At 64.3% G+C, this 16,313-nt stretch carries 14 protein-coding genes; 7 read left to right on the forward strand and 7 right to left on the reverse strand.

All coding sequences use genetic code 11. The features are described 5' to 3' along the window. Positions 1 to 46: 46 nt before the first annotated feature. The 3 genes from AT302_RS02245 to AT302_RS02255 form a co-directional block, all read right to left on the reverse strand. On the reverse strand, positions 47 to 757 hold the full coding sequence (locus AT302_RS02245; RefSeq protein WP_058380039.1) for an MgtC/SapB family protein: 711 nt from the start codon (positions 755 to 757) through the stop codon (positions 47 to 49). Positions 758 to 962: 205 nt separating this feature from the next. Continuing rightward, positions 963 to 3,668, reverse strand: coding sequence for a methionine synthase (gene metH / locus AT302_RS02250; RefSeq protein WP_157125896.1), 2,706 nt, complete (start codon positions 3,666 to 3,668; stop codon positions 963 to 965). Between the two features lie 23 nt (positions 3,669 to 3,691). After that, a complete protein-coding gene (locus AT302_RS02255; protein WP_084655982.1) occupies positions 3,692 to 4,807 on the reverse strand; it encodes a homocysteine S-methyltransferase family protein in 1,116 nt (371 codons plus the stop codon). A 173-nt stretch (positions 4,808 to 4,980) separates the two neighbouring features. On the opposite strand from AT302_RS02255, the gene AT302_RS02260 reads away from it, so the two are divergent. Continuing rightward, positions 4,981 to 5,373 carry a rhodanese-like domain-containing protein gene (locus AT302_RS02260; RefSeq protein WP_058377022.1) on the forward strand — a complete coding sequence of 131 codons (393 nt, stop codon included), beginning with the start codon at positions 4,981 to 4,983 and terminating at the stop codon, positions 5,371 to 5,373. 102 nt (positions 5,374 to 5,475) lie between these two features. Here AT302_RS02260 and AT302_RS02265 read toward each other — a convergent pair whose 3' ends face one another. From AT302_RS02265 to AT302_RS02280, 4 genes are all read right to left on the reverse strand, one after another. After that, on the reverse strand, positions 5,476 to 5,733 hold the full coding sequence (locus AT302_RS02265) for a BTH_I0359 family protein (RefSeq protein ID WP_058377023.1): 258 nt from the start codon (positions 5,731 to 5,733) through the stop codon (positions 5,476 to 5,478). Between the two features lie 181 nt (positions 5,734 to 5,914). Further along, complete coding sequence (gene pcaD / locus AT302_RS02270; RefSeq protein ID WP_064675021.1) at positions 5,915 to 6,709, reverse strand: 3-oxoadipate enol-lactonase; 795 nt, start codon at positions 6,707 to 6,709, stop codon at positions 5,915 to 5,917. 201 nt (positions 6,710 to 6,910) lie between these two features. After that, positions 6,911 to 8,053, reverse strand: a complete 1,143-nt coding sequence (locus AT302_RS02275) for a DUF3108 domain-containing protein (protein ID WP_157125658.1) — start codon at positions 8,051 to 8,053, stop codon at positions 6,911 to 6,913. A gap of 146 nt (positions 8,054 to 8,199) precedes the next feature. Next, positions 8,200 to 9,114, reverse strand: coding sequence for an IclR family transcriptional regulator (locus tag AT302_RS02280; protein ID WP_058377026.1), 915 nt, complete (start codon positions 9,112 to 9,114; stop codon positions 8,200 to 8,202). Positions 9,115 to 9,277: 163 nt separating this feature from the next. On the opposite strand from AT302_RS02280, the gene AT302_RS02285 reads away from it, so the two are divergent. The 6 genes from AT302_RS02285 to AT302_RS02310 all read left to right on the forward strand — a co-directional run bounded on the left by AT302_RS02285 (position 9,278) and on the right by AT302_RS02310 (position 16,228). Beyond that, positions 9,278 to 10,264, forward strand: a complete 987-nt coding sequence (locus AT302_RS02285) for a fumarylacetoacetate hydrolase family protein (protein ID WP_058377027.1) — start codon at positions 9,278 to 9,280, stop codon at positions 10,262 to 10,264. A gap of 280 nt (positions 10,265 to 10,544) precedes the next feature. Next, a complete protein-coding gene (locus AT302_RS02290; RefSeq protein WP_058377028.1) occupies positions 10,545 to 11,696 on the forward strand; it encodes an ABC transporter substrate-binding protein in 1,152 nt (383 codons plus the stop codon). 114 nt (positions 11,697 to 11,810) lie between these two features. Next, entirely contained in the window at positions 11,811 to 12,632 is an 822-nt protein-coding gene (locus AT302_RS02295; protein WP_058377029.1) for an enoyl-CoA hydratase/isomerase family protein, read from the forward strand. 228 nt (positions 12,633 to 12,860) lie between these two features. After that, a complete protein-coding gene (locus AT302_RS02300; protein WP_058377030.1) occupies positions 12,861 to 13,946 on the forward strand; it encodes a PhaM family polyhydroxyalkanoate granule multifunctional regulatory protein in 1,086 nt (361 codons plus the stop codon). Positions 13,947 to 14,049: 103 nt separating this feature from the next. Further along, positions 14,050 to 15,351 carry a patatin-like phospholipase family protein gene (locus tag AT302_RS02305; protein ID WP_058377031.1) on the forward strand — a complete coding sequence of 434 codons (1,302 nt, stop codon included), beginning with the start codon at positions 14,050 to 14,052 and terminating at the stop codon, positions 15,349 to 15,351. 25 nt (positions 15,352 to 15,376) lie between these two features. Next, the gene (locus AT302_RS02310; RefSeq protein WP_058380041.1) at positions 15,377 to 16,228 is read left to right on the forward strand and encodes an AraC family transcriptional regulator; all 852 of its coding nucleotides are present in this window, start codon (positions 15,377 to 15,379) and stop codon (positions 16,226 to 16,228) included. Positions 16,229 to 16,313 lie beyond the last annotated feature (85 nt).

Raw genomic sequence — 16,313 nt, forward strand, 5'->3', positions numbered from 1 at the left:
AAGCCGCAATACGCGTGGGGGATGGCAATGCAAGGGGGCGAAATCGTCAGTCGTCCGAACGGCTTGACCAGAAGACCTGATTGACGCCTGGCAGCGTCTCGAGATGATCGGTGAGCGCATCGAGTTCGCCCGCCTTGACGGCTGTGGGCAACAGCAGCGCTTCGATTTCGACTTCGGCTTCGCCAAACGGGTGGATGTCGAGCGCGCGCACCGGGTAGTTCGACGCTTCGAGCCACGCTTCGACCTTGTCGAGCACTTCGCGCTGCGTCGTGCGGGCGCAGATGACCGACAGCGCGTAAGTGGCTTCGGCGGTGGCTTCGTTGATTGGGGCGCGGTTGATGCGGTTCACGACCGGGCGCAGCAGCGTATTGGCCGCGAGCACGAAGGCCGCGACGATGACCGCTTCGAACAGCATGCTCGCGCCGGCCGCCGCGCCGACGGCGGCTGACCCCCAGAGCGTGGCGGCCGTGTTCAGGCCACGCACCGAGGCGCCGTCCTTCATGATCGCGCCCGCGCCGAGAAAGCCGACCCCCGACACCACGTATGAGATCACCCGCGTGTCGCCCGGCATCAGCCGCATCGACAGGTCGACGAATGCCGCAGCGCCCACGGCGACAAGCACGTTGGTGCGCAGGCCCGCCGTGCGCTGGCGCACCTGCCGTTCGACGCCGATGATGCTGCCGAGCACAAACGCTACCGTGAGCGAGAGCAGGGTATTGAGCAGCGGATAGAGCTGGAAATTCTGGATGTTTTGCAGTGCGTGCATGGGACGTCTCGAAATGACGGTCACGGTGCAGGCCCTACGCGCGGGGCGAGCGGGCCGGTATGCGGCAACCTGATCGGGCGCGACACTACGCTCAAGTTGCGACAGCGGCGTGACACCCGGGTCAACGAGTCAGATCGATGAGCCGGGGCACGCCGCCGCGATTATGTCATGCAGACCATGCAGACGGGATGACGCGTTACGACAATTGCGGGGCGAGCAGGCGGCGCGCGGTGGCTTCGTCCACGCCGGTGCGTTCCATGAAGTCTTCGACCTGATCGGGGCCGATCTTGCCCACGCTGAAGTACGTGCTGTCCGGGTGCGAGAGATAGAAGCCCGACACGCTCGCCGCCGGCAACATGGCGAGCGATTCGGTCACGCTCATGTTGATCTCGTGCGCTTGCAGGTAATGGAACATCGGCCCCTTGACCGAGTGTTCCGGGCAGGCTGGGTAGCCCGGTGCCGGACGAATACCCACGTACTCTTCTTTGATCAGCGCGTCGTTGTCGAGCGTTTCGGTGCTCGCATAACCCCAGAAGTCGCGACGCACACGCGTGTGCATGCACTCCGCGAAGGCTTCGGCCAACCGGTCGGCCAGCGCCTTGAGCATGATCGCGCTGTAGTCGTCGTGATCGGCGAGGAAGGTCGCTTCCTTGGCGTCCACGCCCAGACCGGCCGTCACGGCGAACACGCCGATGTAGTCGGCCACGCCACTGTCTTTCGGTGCAATGAAGTCGGCCAGCGAACGGTTCGGGCGGCGCACGCCGTCCACGACCGGGCGCTCGCTTTGCTGGCGCAGGTTGTGCCACGTGAACGCGACTTCCTTGCGCGACTCGTCCGTGTAGATCTCGATGTCGTCGTCGTTCACCACGTTAGCGGGCAGCATCGCAATCACGCCGTTGGCGGTGATCCAGCGGCCGAGAATCAGGCGCTTGAGCATCGCCTTGCCGTCGGAGAACACACGCCGCGCCGATTCGCCGACGATCTCGTCGTTGAGAATCGCGGGGTAGGGGCCGGCGAGATCCCACGTCTGGAAGAACGGGCCCCAGTCGATGTATTGCGCCAGTTCGGCCAGATCATAGTTCTTGAACACGCGGCGGCCGATGAACTTCGGCTTGGGCGGCACGTAAGTCGACCAGTCGATCTTGAACTTGTTATCGCGCGCGGTCTGGAGCGACACCATCGGCGTGGCCTTGCGGTTCGCGTGTTGCGTGCGCACGCGCTCGTAGTCGGCCTTCACGTCGGCGAGGTATTTGGTCGCGGCGTCGTCGGACAGCAGGTTCGAGGCGACGGACACCGAGCGCGAGGCGTCCGGCACGTAGATCACCGGGCCGTCATAGTGCGGCGCGATCTTCACGGCCGTGTGCACGCGCGAGGTCGTGGCGCCGCCGATGAGCAGCGGAATGTTGCGCAGACGGAAGTACTCGTCGCGCTGCATTTCCGAGGCCACGTAGGCCATCTCTTCGAGACTCGGCGTGATAAGACCCGACAGGCCGATGATGTCCGCGCCTTCCGCCTTCGCTTTGGCGAGAATCTCGGCGCACGGCACCATCACGCCCATGTTCACAACTTCGAAGTTGTTGCACTGGAGCACCACGGTCACGATGTTCTTGCCGATGTCGTGCACATCGCCCTTGACCGTGGCGATCACGATCTTGCCCTTCGAGCGCACGTCTTCACCGGCGGCGGCCATGCGCGCCTTTTCTTCTTCGATGAACGGCACCAGGTGAGCCACGGCCTGCTTCATCACGCGGGCGCTCTTGACCACCTGCGGCAGGAACATCTTGCCGGCGCCGAACAGGTCGCCGACCACGTTCATGCCGTCCATGAGCGGGCCTTCGATGACCTGAATCGGACGGCCACCGGCGGCGTCGATCTTCTGGCGCACTTCTTCCGTGTCTTCGACGATGAAGTTCGTGATGCCGTGCACCAGCGCATGTGCCAGACGGGCTTCGACCGGTTGATTACGCCACTCGAGATTCTCTTCGCGCTTTTGCGCGCCGCCCTTGAAGCGGTCGGCGATTTCCAGCAGACGCTCGGTGCTGTCGTCGCGGCGATTGAGCACCACGTCTTCCACGCGTTCGCGCAGTTCTGGGTCGAGGTTTTCGTACACGCCGAGCTGGCCGGCGTTCACGATGCCCATGTCCATACCCGCCTGAATCGCGTGATACAGGAACACGGTGTGAATGGCTTCGCGCACGAGGTCGTTGCCCCGGAACGAGAACGACACGTTCGACACGCCGCCGCTGATCTTGGCACCCGGCAGGTGTTCCTTGATCCAGCGCGTGGCGTTGATGAAGTCGACCGCGTAGTTGTTGTGCTCTTCGATGCCGGTGGCGACTGCGAAGATGTTCGGATCGAAGATGATGTCTTCGGGCGGGAAGCCGATTTCGTCGACCAGCACGCGATAGCTGCGCTGGCAGATTTCGGTCTTGCGCGCGTAGGTGTCGGCCTGCCCCTTCTCGTCGAACGCCATCACGACAGCGGCGGCACCATAGCGGCGGATGCGCTTCGCGTGATGCAGGAACGCTTCCTTGCCTTCCTTGAGCGAGATCGAGTTGACGATGGCCTTACCCTGCACGCACTTCAGACCCGCTTCGATGACTTCCCATTTCGACGAGTCGATCATGATCGGCACGCGCGCGATATCGGGCTCGGAGGCGATCAGATTCATAAAGCGCACCATGGCCGCCTTCGAATCCAACATGGCTTCGTCCATGTTGATGTCGATGACCTGCGCGCCGTTTTCGACCTGCTGACGCGCTACCGCGAGCGCTTCGTCGAACTGGCCGTTCAGGATCATGCGCGCGAACGCCTTGGAGCCGGTAACGTTGGTCCGCTCACCGACGTTCACGAAGAGCGTGCCCTCGCCGATATTGAAGGGCTCGAGGCCGGACAGGCGCATCGGTTGCACGTTGGGCGTTTGGCTCATGCTGCATCATCCTCATCATTGCGGTACTGTGCCGGCCAGCGGCGCGGCTTGACGTCGGCGAGTGCCTTGGCGATCTCGGCGATGTGTTCGGGCGTGGTGCCGCAGCAGCCACCGGCCAGATTCACGAGGCCGGCCTGCGCGAATTCTTTCAACAGGCCCGAGGTCACGTCCGGCGTCTCGTCGAAGCCGGTGTCGCTCATCGGGTTGGGCAACCCCGCGTTCGGATACACCGACACGTAGGTGTTGCACAGCTTGGCCAGCTCAGCGATGTACGGACGCATGAGCGTGGCGCCCAGCGCACAGTTCAGGCCGAACGTGAGCGGGCGGGCGTGGCGCAGCGAGTTCCAGAACGCTTCGACGGTCTGGCCCGACAAAATGCGGCCGGAGGCATCGGTGACGGTGCCCGAGATCATGATCGGCAGCACTTCGCCGGTGTCTTCGAACAGCTCGTCGATGGCGAAGAGTGCGGCCTTGGCGTTGAGCGTGTCGAAAATCGTTTCCACGAGGAACAGGTCGACGCCGCCTTCCATCAGCGATTTGGCCTGCGCGTAATAGGTGTCGCGCAACTGGTCGAAGTCGACGTTGCGTGCGCCCGGGTCGTTCACGTCGGGGCTGATGCTCGCGGTCTTGGGCGTCGGGCCAATGGCCCCGGCGGCAAAGCGCGGCTTGTCCGGCGTGCTGTAGGCATCGCAGGCTTCACGCGCCAGACGTGCCGACTCGCGGTTCATCTCGTCGGCCAGATGCTCCATGTGATAGTCGCTCTGCGCGACCGTCGTCGCCCCGAAGGTGTTCGTCTCGAGGATGTCGGCGCCGGCAGCGAGGTACTTGCGGTGAATTTCGCTGATCACATCGGGGCGCGTGAGCGAGAGCAACTCGTTGTTGCCCTTCACGTCGTGCGCGAAGTCGGCAAAGCGCTCGCCGCGATACTGTGCCTCGTCCAACTTATAGCGCTGGATCATCGTCCCCATCGCGCCGTCCAGAATCAGGATGCGCGATTCGAGCAACGCCGGCAGTGCTTGCCCACGGGTGTAGCGAAGCGTCGGCGGCTGTACGGTGGCGGCCGGCGTGGTGCCAGCGCCAGCGTTGGCGGTGGAGGGGGAAACGGTGGTCATGACGAGCGTCGCCTTGGCGTGGCCGGAAAACCTATAATTGTAATGGTTTTTGCGCATCCCGCTCGCTCGCGGGCCGCGCCGGGCGGGCGCCGGACGCCTCGCACATGCCCTTGCGGTGACTTGAGCTTCTGCCCGCAAGGCGACTTGAAACATTCACCTTCTACCCCGACGACATGGAATTCCTGCTCCCGAGTGCTGCCAACAAGTTTCTGCAAGCCAACGCCAATGCGCTGTTCGTCGACTGCCGCAGCGAGATGGAGTACCTGTTCGTCGGGCATCCGGCGGGGGCCATTCACGTGGCCTGGAACGACGGCCCGGACTGGGAGATCAACCCGCACTTCGTGCAAAGCGTGCGCAAGCTGGCAGGCGCCGGCGGTGACCGGCCCGTCGTGCTGATCTGCCGCAGCGGCAACCGGAGTTCGGCCGCGGGCGAGGCGCTCGAAGCGGCAGGCTTCCTGAATGTCTACGGGGTGCTGCACGGCTTTGAAGGCGATTTGAACGCCACCCACCACCGCAATGCCGTGAACGGCTGGCGCTTCGACGGGCTGGCGTGGGAGCAGTGCTGAAGTGATGAAGCAACTCTGACATCGCAGCAAGCTTCGCTGGAATGAAAAAACCCTCGCTATGCGAGGGTTTTTCGTCTGGCGGCACCGCGTACGGTGTTTGCGTCAGTGGAGCACGACCGGGTTCGTCATGAAGGTGTCGAACTGACCGAGGAATTCATCGACTTCGTCCTCGGAAGGTTCGCTGGCGATCAACTTCTGCACTTCTTCACGGAATTGCCGGGCAAGCGAGCCGTCGAGAAAAATTTCACGGCCAGCGGTTTTGTCCACGATTTCATACCCACCCGCAGACAGCGAGTGACTGCCGTTATCGGCTGAAAACTCGACGACATAGTAATTCGGGCTGTTGTAAATCATGAGCATGGCAACTCTCCTGGTGTTCCTGCATGGTCCTTGGTAACCCACATAGGGGCGACGCGGCGCGATTTCAAGAGGTATGACCCCATGATTCGCTTATCGGCACACCGGCTGACGAATTCAATGGTTTTGGTCCTCCTTATCGACAAGTTCCACAATTTCAGGAAGTCCCCTGCTTTGTGCAGGTTCAAACGTTAGATGCGGCCCCCTGCAAAAACGTTGCAACCGCATTAGTTACCAACTGTTTCTGCTCCACGATCGATAGGTGGGCGGCGTCGGGCACGATCTCCAACTGCGCCCCCGCAATGCCTTCGGCGATCCGGCGGGCCACGGCGGGTGGCGTACTCGGGTCGTTCTCGCCGACGATGACCAAGGTCGGCAGGGCGATTTCGGACAAGCGTGCCCGCACGTCGAACGCGGCGAGGGCCTCGCACGAGGCGGCAAAGCCCTCCGGGTTGGTATGCGCGACCAGATGGCGGATGCGTTCGGTCACTTCCGGTTCGTGCTTGCGAAAGCGTTTGCCGAGCCAGCGCTCCATGGTGCCTTCGGCCAGTGCTTTCATGCCGCCGTCGCGGGCCTTGAGCGCGCGCTCCCGAAAGAGCGCTGCGTCGGCTTTGTCGTAGCCCGACGTCGTGTCGATTAGCGTGAGGCTGTCGATGCGCTCGGGCGCGTCGAGCGCGAGCTGCTGCGCGACGGCACCGCCCATCGAGATGCCTACGAAATGCGTACTCGGGATTTCCAGCGAATTGAGCAGGGCGGCCGCGTCGGCGGCCAACTGCCCGATGGTGTAGGGGCCATGCGGCGCGTCGCTCTGGCCGTGGCCGCGGCTGTCGTAGCGCAGGACCCGGAAGTGCGCGGCGAGGGTCGGCACGAGGTCGTCCCAGACCGTGAGGTCCGCCCCCAACGGATGCGCCAGTGTCAGCCACGGTCCGTGGCCGTCCACCGCGTAATGAAGCGATACGCCGTTAGCACTTACTTTCATCGTGTTCGGCCCTTTATCGTCAATCCCGTGGGATGTTTCTGATTATGTCAGGAACGTTGAACTTATGCTCATCGAATCGTAGCAGTGCGGCAACAGATCGTCCGACAAGCCGCATCAATCCTAGATCACTCGATGATCTAAACAATATTGAGTCGCTAGTTTGGGACGAAGTGTCGCGAATGTCAGGCGCGGCAGGGCGCGTCAGGGCTGCGTCTTCTGCGTGAAGATCAGTTCGAACTCGTTGCCCGAGGGCTCGACCTGCTTCACCCGCACGGGCAGCCAGTCGAGCGACGGGGCGAGCCAGATGTCGACGCGCCGCCCGTCGCCGTCGCGGCGCGGCAGACGCGTGAAGTGGCGGGTTTCGAGATACCCCTGCGGCGTTTGCAGCGTCTCGCTGCCGACGTACTGCACTGGCCACACCTCGCTGCTGTCGGTATCGACGACCGTGAACTCGTGCGTGACGCCGACTTGCGTGTAGCGCTCCGGGTTGCCGCGCGCGTAGGCGGCTAACTGCATCATCACGCTGAAGCGATCCTGCGCGCCGGGGGCGAGCGGCACCGACTGGCCCGAGCGCGAGAACGACAGCGTTGGCGTGCCGTCGCGGTGGAAATCGGTGGTGTATTCGGCGCGGCGTCCGCGTTTTTCCACATAACGAGATGGGGCGATGCCGTTGGCGTCGTAGCCGCCTTCGCTGATGAATTCAAACGTGCCGAAGAAGATGATCGGCACCGCGACGCGCAACTGATAGTGGCCGTTGTTGTTGACCCAGTGCAGCTCGCCGGTTTGGTTGCGCACGCCGTTCATGAGGGCGTCGTACGTGAGCGTGACCGAGGGCGGCGGGTCGAACTTGTCGCCGTTGGCGGCGGCGGCCGTCAGTGCCGGGCCGGGTGGCTGCGGGACGCTGGCGCCGCTGGCCGGGCCGCCGGGCGTGTTGCCTTCGCCGGCTTCCGTGGTGGAAGCGGCCTGCGGCCCCGGGGCGTCTGTCGTTTCCGGAGCGGCGAGCGTGTCGGGGCGTGCGGGCGGCGCGCTGGGTTTCGGGCGCGGTTTGGGGGCCGGTTTCGGCTCGGGCGGCGCAGGCGGTGCGGGCGGCGCTACGGGCTTGAGCGGAATCAGCGTAATCGGAATGCTCGGAATCGGCGTGTCGTCGAGTGTCGTGCGATGCACGGCCACCCAGAGCGCGATGAGCACGTGCACGGCAAACACCGCCAGCACCACCGAGACCCACAGCAGCCAGCGCCTGCGGGGCCGCGCAGGCGGCGTCGGACCGGCTGGCGCCCGGGTGGCGGCGTCGGCAGGGGCATCGGGCGCAGCTTGGCGAGGCGGGCGGTTGGCTGGCAATGACACGAATCAGTAGGCCGGAACGACGGAACGACGGAACGTCGGGAAGTCAGGACGTCAGCATCTCATATTGCGTTGCATCTGGTTCGACCGATGCGTCCGTCTCCGGTTCGGCACGATGACCGTGCATGCATTGCCCGTTATTACGCCGGTCATGTCCCGGCCGGATGCCGGGGCGCGTGCGCCTGTCCGAGATCGGCCGACAGTTGTTGCGCCAGCGTGCGCAGGGCCGTGTCGATCGGACCGCCCCAACTCGCGTCGAAGCGGCTTTCGGGGCCCAGCGCCATGAGGCCCATCACCAACTGTCCTGTTGCGTCGAACACGGGCATGCAGAAGGCGTTCACCGACGGCAGCACCGTGCCCTCCACGCGGGCGGCCCGGTGGGCGCGCACGTCATCGAGCACGGCATCGTACTCAGCGCGTGTGGCAGGCAGATGATGGCGCGACGCGTGTTGCAGGGTGGCCAGTGCGGTATCGATGAGCGGTGCCGTCTGACGGGCGGGCAGATAGGCGGCGAAGAGGCGCCCCGCGGCCGATTCGAGCATCGGCATTACATCGCCCAAGCGCAGCGGTACGCGCATCGGGAAAGTCGAATCGAGCCAATGGACGACGGTGGGTCCGGAGTTTCCCCAGACGGCGATGCCCACCGTCTGGTCGATGGCGTCGCGCAATTCGCCCAGCGCAAAGCGCGCCGCCTTGAAGGCGTCGATGCGGGCCAGATGCGCAAGCCCCATGCGCAGCGAGAACGGGCCGAGGTCGTAGCGTCCGCTCACGGGGTCTTGCACGATGAGGCCGAGCCGCTGGAAGCTCACGAGATAGCGATGTGCCTTGGCCGGATTCATGTCGGCCGCGTGAGCGAGATCGCGCAGCATCATCGCGTTCGAGGCTTCGGTCAGTACCTCGATGAGGCGAAAGCCCACTTCGATCGATTGAATGCCCGAGCGCGCCTTCTCCTCTTCGGGGGCGGCGCTCGCATCGTCGGCGCGATCGGCTTGATCGACGTGATCGACGTCGTCGGCAAGGTCAGTGCTTTTGGCGCTACGGGTGTCCGCAGTCTTGGTTTTCATGTCTCTGTTTTCCTCGTCGCGGTGGCTGTGCGAGGTGGCCACCGGTGCTGCCCGCGCGATTTCCCCGGATTTTCGAGGGGCGGCGCGGGCGATGCCCTCAGGTAGAATCGTCGGCTTCACGCGCCATTCTATCGGGCCTGAGACCGCCCGCAGACACCATCACATGAAACTCGCTACCCGTAAGGACGGCACGCGCGACGGTCAACTGATCGTCGTGTCGCGCGATCTGTCGAGCGCTTGCATTGCCGACGCTGTGGCCCCCACGCTGCAACGCGTGCTCGACGACTGGACTTTCTACGCGCCGCAACTGCAAGCGCTGTACGACGCGCTCAATCACCACCGGGCCCGCAACACCTTCGCGTTCGACCCGGCCGACTGCATGGCGCCGCTGCCGCGCGCCTATCAGTGGGCGGACGGTTCGGCCTATGTGAACCACGTCGAACTGGTGCGCAAGGCGCGCGGTGCCGACATGCCCCCCGAGTTCTGGACCGACCCGCTCATGTATCAGGGCGGCAGCGACGACTTCATCGGGCCGACGCAAGACATCGTGTGTGCGTCGGAAGACTTCGGCATCGACTTCGAGGCCGAAGTTGCCGTGATCACGTCCGACGTGCCGATGGGCGCTAGCCCGGCGCGCGCGCTCGAAGGCGTGCGCCTGCTGATGCTGGTCAACGACGTGAGCCTGCGTAACCTCATTCCGGCCGAGCTGGCCAAGGGTTTCGGCTTCTTCCAGAGCAAGCCGGCCACGGCGTTCTCGCCGGTCGCCATCACGCCCGACGAACTGGGCGACGCGTGGCGCGGCGGGCGGGTTCATCGTCCGTTGACGGTGAAGTGGAACGACAAGAAGTACGGCGCTCCGGAATGTGGCGAAGACATGGTGTTCGACTTCGGCCAGTTGGTGGCGCACGTGTGCAAGACGCGCAATGCGCGCGCGGGCACCATCGTCGGCTCGGGCACGATCTCGAACAAGGATCGCAGCCGGGGCAGCGCGTGCATTGCCGAGAAGCGCATGCTCGAGACCATCGAGAAGGGCGCACCCGAGACGCAGTTCATGCGCTATGGCGATCGTGTCCGTATCGAGATGTTCGACGCGCAGGGCAAGTCGATCTTCGGCGCCATCGATCAGGCCGTGGCGCCGCTCGACGAGTAACTCGCGGGTTGCGGTTGGTTGCGGGTGGTTACCGGCGGGTGTCTCAGCGCACTCGCCGGCCGATCCAGACGCGTCGAAAGTCACCGGCATAGGGTGAACCCGGATATGGCTGGCAATTCTGGCTCCGCTATTCTTTGTCTCCTTGAGTCGGTTCGTACCCCTACCGGGATAACGGGCTGGCTCTGACTTTCGCCGGCGCGGCGCGAGGTGTCCGTCCCGGGCCTTTGCGCAAGAAAACAACACAGCGCGGGCTCGACCAGAATTGGATTGGAGACTTTTCATGCGAAACCCCGTGCGCACTGCACTGCTGGGCGCGATGTTGCTGGCGTTGGCCGGTGGTGCCGCCGCTCAGGTGAAGATCGGCGTGAGCATTTCGCTCACCGGCCCGGCCGCCTCGCTCGGCATTCCCGCGCGCAACACCATCACCATGCTGCCGACCGAAATCGGCGGCCAGAAGGTCGACTACATCATTCTCGACGACGCCTCGGACACCACGACCGCCGTCCAGAACACCAAGAAGCTCATTTCCGAGAACCACGTCGACGCCATCATCGGCTCGTCGATCACCCCGAACACGCTGGCCATGCTCGACGTGATCGCCAGCGGCACCACGCCCACGATCTCGCTCGCCTCGTCCGCGCGCATCATCGAACCGGTCGATGCCAAGCGCTACTGGATGTTCAAGACGCCGCAGACCGACGCGCAGATGGCCTCCGCCATTGCCGAGCATGCGAGCCGGCATGGCGTGAAGACGATGGCCTTCATCGGTCAGGGCGACGCGCTGGGCGAAGCGTTCTATGACGAAGTTGCCAAGTTCGCCGCGCTGCAAAAGATCAAGATGGTCGCCAACGAGCGTTTTGCGCGTACCGACCCGAGCGTGACCGGTCAGATCCTGAAGATCATGGCCGCCAACCCCGATGCCGTCGTCGTGGGCGCTGCCGGTACCCCGGCCGCATTGCCGCCGAAGGCACTGGCCGAGCGCGGCTATAAGGGCCTCGTGTACCACAACCACGGCGTGGGCAATAACGACTTCCTGCGCGTTTGCGGCAAGGATTGCAACAACACGTACCTGCCGGCCAGCCCGGTGCTGGTGGCTTCGCAACTGCCGGCCGATCACCCGGCCAAGACGGTCGCGCTCGACTACATCAAGAAGTACGAAGCCAAGTACGGTGCGGGCACCGTGGCGGCGTTCGGTTCGTATGCATGGGATGCTGGCATTCTGCTGCAACGCGCGATTCCGATCGCTGTGCAAAAGGCCAAGCCGGGCACGCCGGAATTCCGCAAGGCACTGCGCGACGCGCTCGAACAGAGCAAGGAAGTGCATGTCACGAATGGCGTGATCAACATGAGCACGACCGATCACCTGGGGCTCGACCAGCGCGCCCGTGTGATGGTCAAGATCGAAAACGGCAAGTGGCTGCTGGCCCAGTGACCGGCGCGCTGACCTGAAAAGCATTGATGACCGTCGGCGGTGCCGGGTTCGCCCGATGCCGTCGTTTTTCCAATCCCCGCCTGTGCGGGGATGTTTTTTTTGGAGCGGTAGACCATGTCGCAAGACCCCTATCAACACTATTCGTCGCTGCAATTCAAGCGGCATCCGAACGGCGTGCTCGAAGTCATCATGGGCGCGGGCGCGAACAAGAGCGGCCTGTCGACCGCCGACCATCACATGCATCGCGAACTGGCCGACGTGTGGCGTGATATCGATCGTGACCCTGATACGCGCGCCGTGGTGATTCGCGGTGAGGGCAAGGGCTTTTCGGGCGGTGGCGACCTGTCGCTCGTCGAAGACATGGCCGACAACTTCGACGTGCGTGCCCGCGTGTGGCGCGAGGCCCGCGATCTCGTCTACAACGTGATCAACTGCAGCAAGCCCATCGTCTCGGCGATGCACGGCCCGGCCGTGGGCGCGGGGCTGGTGGCCGGACTGCTGGCGGACATCTCGATTGCGGCGAAGACTGCGCGCATCATCGACGGTCACACGCGTCTTGGCGTGGCGGCGGGGGACCATGCGGCGATCGTCTGGCCGCTGCTGTGCGGCATGGCGAAGGCGAAGTACTACCTGTTGCTGTGCGAGCCCGTATCGGGCGAAGAAGCCGAGCGCATCGGGCTGGTATCGCTGACCGTGGACGAAGCCGATCTGTTGCCCAAGGCGTTCGAAGTGGCCGACAAGCTCGCGCGCGGTTCGACCACGGCGATTCGCTGGACCAAGTACGCGCTCAACAACTGGTTGCGCAGCGCTGGGCCGTCGTTCGATGCGTCACTTGCGCTGGAATTCATGGGCTTTGCCGGGCCCGATGTGCGTGAGGGTATTGCGTCCCTGCGTGAGCGCCGTGCGCCTGATTACAGCGGCGATGCACCGTTCTGAGGGTTGATGACGGCGGGCGGCCGAGCGATATCTGCCGTAAGAATTGCCGGGCCGGAACGCGGTGCGGCAGCCCTCGTCTGACATACGATTCACGCAGGCTCGGCGTATGATCCATAACAACACGCGGTAAATGCGCGGGCGGGCCGTCTGCCTGCCGGATTTACCTGCTTCATGACCCTGACAGCGCGGTGCAAGTGGTTCTGCCGCCGACCGTGACCGGAGATCAAGATGAGCGATTCGACGAGTGCCATGCCCAACGGCTTCGACATTCTCAAGAAGATGTGGGAGGCGTTCAGTCCGCCCGCGACCTTTACGTCGCCGCTCACGCAGCTGATGCAGAGTGCCGCGCCGCTGCTCGATCCGAACGAGATCGAAAACCGGATTGCCGAAATGCGCGCCGTCGAACAATGGCTCACGCTCAACCTGAACGTGCTGCGCTCGACGATTCAGGCCTTCGAAGTGCAGCGCGCCACCTATGCCACGCTGCGGGCGTTTGGCAATGGCGGATTCGGCGCCGCGCCGTCGGGTGAGCCGGCGGGCTTCTCGCCGGCGGCTGCTGGGGCGGCGGGCGCCGAGCAGGCCGCGTCGGCTTTCTCGCAATTCGCACAAGCCGGTGGCAACTTCTGGCGTTCCCCGTTTGCTGGCTCGGAACCGGCACAAGACGTCGAATCGCAGGCGCATGCCCCTGCGCCGGAACCCGAACCGGAGCCCGAACCGGAACCGGAGGCGGCTGAGACGGCCAACGAGTCGCAGCAGGGCGGGCAGAGTGCAGTGGGCGCCGAATCGCCGTTTGCGCAGGCGAGCAACGCCTACGGCGCCCTCGACCCATCGATGTGGTTCAACGCCATGCGTGCGCAGTTCGACCAGATCGCTGCGGCAGCGCAAGCGGCGGGCGTATCGGCCACGCATATGACGGAAGCGGCCGCCGCCCAGATGTCCGAAGCGGCAGCCAGCGCGACGCAGGCGACGCAAGCGGCAACAAAGGCCGCGACGCAGGCCGCCACTGATGCGGCCAAGGCTGCCTCGGGTCGAACGGCACCTGCCGCTGGAAAGACCGCGAGCAAGACGGCGGCAAGCAAGACAGCCGCACGCAAGCCATCGAAGCAGACCGCATCCGCTGGCGGCGCGAAGACCTCGACCAAGGCACCGGCTAAGTCAGCGAAGGCGGCGAAGGCTGCGCCCTCCGCCAAGACCAGTAAAGCGCCGGGCAAAGTACCGCCGGCGGTGAAGTCGGCCGAGGCCAAGACGTCGGCTAAGAACGCCGTCAAGGCACCGGCGAAACGTGCTGGCAAAACCACACCGTGGGCTTGGTGAGACCGCTTAGACCGCTTAGACCGCTTAGGCAGCTTAGGCAGCGTAAGTGGCGTTGGACAGACACCCACGGCCGGGCGGGATAACAACAACAGGGAGGCACCCCATGATTTCAGGCGAACGTACCGGACTCGTCTTGATGGGGGGCGGCGCGCGTGCCGCGTATCAGGTGGGTGTGCTCGCGGCGATTGCCGCCATCCAGCGCGAAGTGTTGCCGTCGCGACGCGCGATCCCTTTTCCGATTGTCTGTGGCACCTCCGCCGGCGCGATCAACGCGGCGGCGTTGGCCTCGCATGCCGACGACTTCCAGCATGGCGTGATGAAACTCGACGCCGTGTGGCGCCAGTTCCACGCGGGGCAGGTGTTTCGTGCCGACTCACTCGGCATGGCAGGCACCGGTGCCCGTTGGCTCGCTGCGCTGTCGCTGGGTTGGGCGCTGCGCCGTTCGCCGCGCTCGTTGTTCGATTGGTCGCCACTTGCCGAGATGCTGCGCAACGCGATCCGTCTCGAACGGTTGCCTGAAGTCTTTGCCAGTGGCGCGTTATCGGCGTTGTCGGTGACCGCGTTGTCGTATTCGTCGGGCAAGCACGTCACGTTCTACCAGAGCGGTGAGCCGATCCAGCCTTGGAAGCGCTCGCTGCGGCTCGCGCGTGCCGTACCGCTGACCGTCGAACACTTGCTGGCATCGAGTGCGATTCCGTTTCTCTTTCCCGCGATCGAACTCGACCTCGATGGTCAGCCCGAGTATTTCGGGGATGGCTCGATGCGTCAGATCGCACCGCTCAGTCCGCCGATTCATCTGGGGGCCACGCGCATCCTGATCATCGGTGCGGCGCATGGGCAATATGGTCTCGACAGCAGTGGCGAGCGCATCGCCGGTTATCCGAGTCTCGCGCAGATCGGTGGTCAGGCGCTCGCGAGCGTGTTCATCGACGGGTTGTCCGCCGACCTCGAACGTCTGCAACACATCAACAACGTGCTGCGGCACGTGCCGGCGGCGCAGCGCGAATCGAGCGGCTGGCGGCCGATAGAGACGCTGGTGATTTCGCCGAGTCAGCGGCTGGAGCCGATTGCGTCGCGGCATCTGCAACAATTGCCGCGCGCCGTGCGCACCATGCTGGGCGCGATTGGCGCGGATGAGGCGCGTGGCGCGGCGTTCGCAAGTTATCTGTTGTTCGAGTCTTCGTACACGCAGGAGTTGATCGCCTTGGGCGAGGCCGATGCTTACGCGCAGCGCGACGCCATTGCGGCGTGGCTGGTGGCCGAAGCCGACGGCACGAGCCCGCTCGACAGCGTGGAAGCGGGGGCCGTGGGCGGCGTCGATATGTCGGCTAACTCATCGATGGCATCGATGTCGCCCACGTCCGCTGATGCTGATCAACCTGCCGTGGGCGGCGACGCCGCATGAAGGCTTCACTGAACTGACGACATCTATGTCCCGAGCTACCGTTCCTTGTCCGTATCCGTCGACGTTCTGGCGCGATCCGGCGTTGCCGTTCATTGAGGCCCGCGAAGTGCTCGACGGGCGGCGTGTCTGCTATGCGTTGCATAGCCACGAAACGTTCTCGATCGGTGTGGTGACGGGCGGGCGCAGTACGTATCTCAATGGGCGCGCACGAGAGACCGTGGGCGAGGGCAGTGTCGTCGTGATGAACCCCGACGCCGTGCATGCCTGCAACCCGGTGGGGGATGAAGCGTGGGCGTACCGCATGTTGTTTGTGGACACCGCGTGGCTGGGTGCATTGCAGCGCGAGCTGGGCTTCGGCGACGGGCAGGATCTGCATCTGTTCGATCCGCTGTCGTCGACCGACACCACGCTGTACACCGGATTAAATCGGCTTTACGACGTTTGCAGCGATCCCGCGAGCGAGCAACTGGCGCGTGAAAGCGTCGTGCAACAGTTTTTTGTCGATGCGCATGAGCGGTTGAACCCGGCGCCACGGGCGATGCGGGACGATCCGCGCAAATTGCGCGAAGCGGCCGATTTCATCCGGGCGCATTGCCGTGAGGCGTTGACGCTCGCGCGAATCTGCGAGGCGGCGGGGTTGTCGGCGTCATATCTGACGCGCGCATTTCGGGCGCAATACGGGCTCACGCCGCATGCGTTTGTGATGAATCAGCGCATTCAATATGCGCGGGCCCGGCTGCGTCGCGGGCATGCGATTGCGGAGGTTGCGCTCGATGCGGGCTTTGCCGATCAGGCGCATTTCCAGCGCGCTTTCAAGCAACTGCTGGCGACGACGCCGGGGCACTACCGGGCGTCAGAGGCACGTCGCGCTGCATAGCGAGACTTGTCGCCTGCTTATTCCTCGCTTATCGCCCACTTATCGCCCACTTATTCCCCGCATATCGCCGAATAACGCGATCCCC

It is taken from the genome of Pandoraea norimbergensis (assembly GCF_001465545.3).
GTDB classification, from domain to species: Bacteria; Pseudomonadota; Gammaproteobacteria; order Burkholderiales; family Burkholderiaceae; genus Pandoraea; species Pandoraea norimbergensis.